4 protein-coding genes are annotated in these 4417 nt (G+C 72.7%); 1 reads left to right on the top strand and 3 read right to left on the bottom strand.

All coding sequences use genetic code 11. The annotated features are described in order from the left end of the window. The 3 genes from AB8Z36_RS33905 to AB8Z36_RS33895 all read right to left on the bottom strand — a co-directional run. The coding region (locus tag AB8Z36_RS33905) for a M1 family metallopeptidase (RefSeq protein ID WP_369217227.1) at window positions 1-1055 on the bottom strand (1055 nt) is incomplete at its 3' end. A 65-nt stretch (window positions 1056-1120) separates the two neighbouring features. Continuing rightward, window positions 1121-1483 carry a chorismate mutase gene (locus tag AB8Z36_RS33900; RefSeq protein WP_369217226.1) on the bottom strand — a complete coding sequence of 121 codons (363 nt, stop codon included), beginning with the start codon at window positions 1481-1483 and terminating at the stop codon, window positions 1121-1123. Window positions 1484-1494: 11 nt separating this feature from the next. Further along, on the bottom strand, window positions 1495-2403 hold the full coding sequence (locus AB8Z36_RS33895) for a helix-turn-helix domain-containing protein (RefSeq protein ID WP_369217225.1): 909 nt from the start codon (window positions 2401-2403) through the stop codon (window positions 1495-1497). 134 nt (window positions 2404-2537) lie between these two features. Between AB8Z36_RS33895 and AB8Z36_RS33890 the strand changes: the two genes are divergently transcribed. Then, on the top strand, window positions 2538-4289 hold the full coding sequence (locus AB8Z36_RS33890; protein WP_369217224.1) for a glycoside hydrolase family 35 protein: 1752 nt from the start codon (window positions 2538-2540) through the stop codon (window positions 4287-4289). The last annotated feature ends 128 nt before the right edge of the window (window positions 4290-4417 follow it).

Genomic DNA, 4417 nt, shown 5'->3' with positions numbered 1-4417 from the left:
CCGGTGGATGGGGTATCCCCTGCTCGAACGGAGTTGAGAGCTTGGGGAAGGGTGACTTCGGCGGTGGTCTGGAAGCCCATGTACTCGGCGAAGGACTCGTTCAGCCAGATGTCGTCCCACCAGCGCAGCGTGACGAGGTCGCCGAACCACATGTGGGCCATCTCGTGGGCGATGACCATGGCGCGGGTCTGGCGTTCGGTGTCGGTGACGGCGGAGCGGTAGATGAACTCGTCGCGGAAGGTGACGAGGCCGGGGTTCTCCATGGCGCCCGCGTTGAATTCGGGGACGAACGCCTGGTCGTAGGAGTCGAAGGGGTAGGGCTCCTCGAACTTCTCGTGGTAGCGGTCGTAGAGGGCGCGGGTGAGGCCGAGGATCTCTTCGGCGTCGGCGTCCAGGTAGGGCGCGAGCGAGCGGCGGCAGTGGATGCCGAAGGGCAGGCCGCGGTGTTCGGTGCGTACGGAGTGCCAGGGTCCGGCGGCGACGGCGACGAGGTAGGTGGAGATGAGAGGGGTGGGGGCGGCCTGCCAGGTGCCGCCGCCGAGGTGGCGGGTGATGCCGTTGGCGAGGACGGTCCAGTTCTCGGGGGCGGTGACGGTCAGCTCGAAGACGGCCTTCAGGTCGGGCTGGTCGAAGGCGGCGAAGACGCGCTGGACGTCTTCCATGAAGAGCTGGGTGTAGAGGTAGGTCTCGCCGTCGGTGGGGTCGGTGAAGCGGTGCATGCCCTCGCCGGTGTGCGAGTAGCGCATGGCGGCGTGCACGCGCAGCTCGTGCTCGCCCGCGGTGAGGCCGTCGAGGACGAGGCGGTTCTGGTCGAGCCGGGTGGGGTCCAGGGGCTGCCCGTCGAGGGTGACGGAGTGCAGTGCGGCGGGCTTGAGCTCGACGAAGGTGGCGCCGTCCGCGCGGGCGCTGAAGCGGATGGCGGTGCGCGACTCGAAGGTCTCGCCGGCGGCGTCGGCCGCCCGGGTCAGATCGAGTTCGACCGTGTACCGGTGGACATCGATGAGCTGGGCACGGGTCTGCGCTTCGTCGCGCGTCAGTACGGGCATGGCCCCCATGCTGCCCGATGTCACCGGCATCGGTGTAGGACTCGGATCTCAGCGCCCGCGCGCCGGGCGGGGTGCTACGCGGACTTGGCGATCGTCTCGTGGTGGCGGATCACCTCGGCGATGATGAAGTTGAGCAGCTTCTCGGCGAAGGCCGGGTCGAGCTTGGCGTTCTCGGCGAGTTCGCGCAGGCGGGCGATCTGGCGGGCCTCGCGCGCGGGGTCGGCGGGCGGCAGGTGGTGGTTGGCCTTGAGGTGGCCGACCTGCTGGGTGCACTTGAAGCGCTCGGCGAGCATGTGGACGACGGCGGCGTCGATGTTGTCGATGCTGTCGCGCAGGCGGGACAGCTCGGCGCGGACGGCCTGGTCGTCGGCCGGGTTCGCGCCGTTGCCCGCGGCGGCGTCCGTGTCCTTGGCGTCACTGGTGTGGCTGGTGGTCATGGGCCACGAGCCTACGTTGCCGCCGGGGGCGGTCCTGCGGCGGAAGAGCGCAATATCGGTGGGTGGTCGGGGTCGGGTATCTGCTGGGACCAGCCGCCGGGTACGGCCCTGCCCTGCTGTTCCCTGAAGCGGATGGGGGCGGTGCCGACGCGGCGGGTGAAAAGGCGTGAAAAGTACGCCGGGTCGTCGTAGCCGACGCGGCGGGCGACGGCGGCGACGGGGAGCTCGGTGGCGGCGAGGAGTTCCTTGGCGCGGCCGAGGCGGATGCCGAGGAGGTAGTCCTTGGGGCTGCATCCGGCGCCGCGGCGCACGGCGGTGCGCAGTTCGGCGGGGGTCATGCCGTGGCGTGCGGCGTGTTCGGCGACGGACAGGGCCGTGAAGGCGTCGCGGGCCAGGGCCTGGAGGACGGGGTCGCCGTCGGGGGCGATGTCGGCGCGGGCGCGGCGCAGGGCGACGAGGAGTTCGTGGACGGCGGCGCCGGTCTCGACCTCGAGGAGCGGGTTGCCGCGGCGGGCGGCGCGGGCGATGCGGCCGACGGCGGCGCGGGCGCCCGCCGCGTCGGAGAGCGGTACGACGGCCCGGGTGGCGTCGATGTAGCCGAGTTCGGTGTAGGTGGCGGTGGCGGGTCCGGTGAAGTCGACGAAGCACTCGTCCCAGCCGGTGCCGGGGTCGGGTCCGTAGTGGTGGCGGACGCCCGGGGTGAGCCAGATGAGGGCGGGCGCGGTCACTGTCGTGCGGCGTCCGTCGGGGCCGCGGAACCAGCCGCCGCCCGCGGTGATGACGACGGCGACGTGGTGGTCGAGGGTGCGGGGGCCCACGGTCGGCAGGAGGCCGTGCTGGAGGCCGACGCCGAGGCAGGCGAGGCCGAGCCGGTGGTGGGCCGGGCTGGGGGTGAAATACCGCATCCACGTGTGGTACATCCGCGTGCCCCTTCCGGTGCGGGCCAGGCTGTGGGTCCCGCTCGCTGCGTCCAACCGGCACCGATCTTTGTCCATGGACCCCGCCGCCCGCCAGAGGTGATCGTGGGCGGGCGTGCTGTGAGCGAAGGGACACGATGGACGGGTTCAGGGTCGGCGAGGACGATTTCGAGCTGGACGGGCGGCCGGTGCGGCTGCTCTCCGGCGCGCTGCACTACTTCCGGGTGCACGAGGAGCAGTGGGGGCACCGCCTGGCGATGCTGCGGGCGCTGGGCCTGAACTGTGTGGAGACGTACGTCCCCTGGAACCTGCACGAGCCGGAGCCCGGTTCCTACCGGGACGTCGGGGCGCTCGGCCGCTTCCTGGACGCGGCGCGCGACGCGGGTCTGTGGGCGATCGTGCGGCCGGGCCCCTACATCTGCGCGGAGTGGGAGAACGGCGGGCTTCCGCACTGGCTGACGGGTGCGGTGGGGGCTCGGGCGCGCAGTCGGGACGAGGAGTTTCTGGGGCATGTCCGGCGTTGGTTCGGGCGGCTGCTGCGGGAGGTGGTGCCGCGCCAGTACGGCGGTCCCGGCGGCGGTCCCGTGATCATGGTGCAGGTCGAGAACGAGTACGGCAGCTACGGTTCGGACCACGTCTATCTGCGGTTGCTCGCCGAGCTGCTGCGGGCGGGGGGCGTGCGGGTCCCCCTGTTCACCTCGGACGGCCCCGAGGATCACATGCTGACCGGCGGTTCGGTCCCGGGGGTCCTCGCCACGGCCAACTTCGGCTCGGGTGCGCGGGCGGCCTTCGCTGTGCTGCGCGAGCACCGTCCCTCGGGGCCGCTGATGTGCATGGAGTTCTGGTGCGGCTGGTTCGACCACTGGGGCGCGGAGCACGTCGTACGGGAGGCGGGCGACGCGGCGGCGGCACTCGCGGAGATCCTGGAGTGCGGGGCGTCGGTGAACCTCTACATGGCGCACGGCGGCACGAACTTCGCGGGCTGGGCGGGCGCCAACCGGGGCGGCGCGCTGCACGACGGCCCGCTCCAGCCCGATGTCACCTCCTACGACTACGACGCCCCGATCGACGAGTACGGCCGTCCCACGGCGAAATTCTGGGCGTTCAGGGAGGTCCTCGCACGGTACGCGGCGGAGCCCGTGCCGGAGTTGCCCGCTCCGCCGCCGGTGCTCGGCGCCCCTGTCTCGGCGACGCTCGGCGACTGGGCGTCCCTGGACACGGTCGTCGAGCGCCTCGGCACCCCGGAGAGCGAGCACGCCGTCCCGCCCGCCTTCGAGGAGGTCGGCGTCGACCGCGGCCTGGTGCGCTACGCGCTGACGGTGCCGGGCCCGCGCAGGCCCTTCCCGCTGTCCGTGCAGGGCCTGCGCGACCGGGCGGTGGTGTATGTGGACGGGGAGCGGGCCGGGGTCCTGACCGAGGAGAGCCCCGTCCTTCAGAGGCCGGTCGCCGGGCACGCGCGCGTGGAGCTGTGGGTGGAGTCCCTGGGCCGGGTCAACTACGGGCCGCGCACGGGCGAGCGGAAGGGGATCGTCGGGGGTGTCCTGCACGAGCGGCAGTACCTGCACGGCGTACGGGTCCGTGGGCTGCGCCTGGATGCCTTCGACACGGCGTCCGCGGTACGGGCGGTTCCCGCGGGCGGCCCGGCGGAGGGGCGTCCCGGTCTCTACCGGGGCACGCTGTCCGTGTGCGGCGCGGGCGACGCCTCGCTGGAGCTGCCGGGCTGGACGCGCGGCTTCGTGTGGGTGAACGGCTTCAACCTGGGCCGCTACTGGTCGGCGGGTCCGCAGACGTCCCTCTATGTGCCGGGTCCCGTGCTGCGGGAGGGCGTCAACGAGGTGTGGGTGCTTGAGTTCGAGGGGACCTCGGGGGCGGCGGTCGGGCTGTCCTGAGCCCGCGCTTGGACGGGGTCCGCCCCGCACGCCCGTGGGGGTGTGCGGGGCGGTCGGCCCGGCGGTGTCAGAGCTCGCGCACCTCGAAGGCGTCCAGGACGAACTCCGCCGTGCCGTCGTCGCCCGTC

Source organism: Streptomyces flavofungini (genome assembly GCF_041028215.1).
Classification (GTDB): domain Bacteria; phylum Actinomycetota; class Actinomycetes; order Streptomycetales; family Streptomycetaceae; genus Streptomyces; species Streptomyces flavofungini_B.
Note: the sequence above shows the minus strand (reverse complement) of the source record. Positions and strands in the feature narration are given on the sequence as shown.

Coding starts and splice junctions, on each gene's coding strand:
- AB8Z36_RS33890 (WP_369217224.1), top strand. CDS start 2,538: ATGGACGGGTTCAGGGTCGGCGAGGACGATTTCGAGCTGGACGGGCGG.
- AB8Z36_RS33900 (WP_369217226.1), bottom strand. CDS start 1,483: ATGACCACCAGCCACACCAGTGACGCCAAGGACACGGACGCCGCCGCG.
- AB8Z36_RS33895 (WP_369217225.1), bottom strand. CDS start 2,403: ATGTACCACACGTGGATGCGGTATTTCACCCCCAGCCCGGCCCACCAC.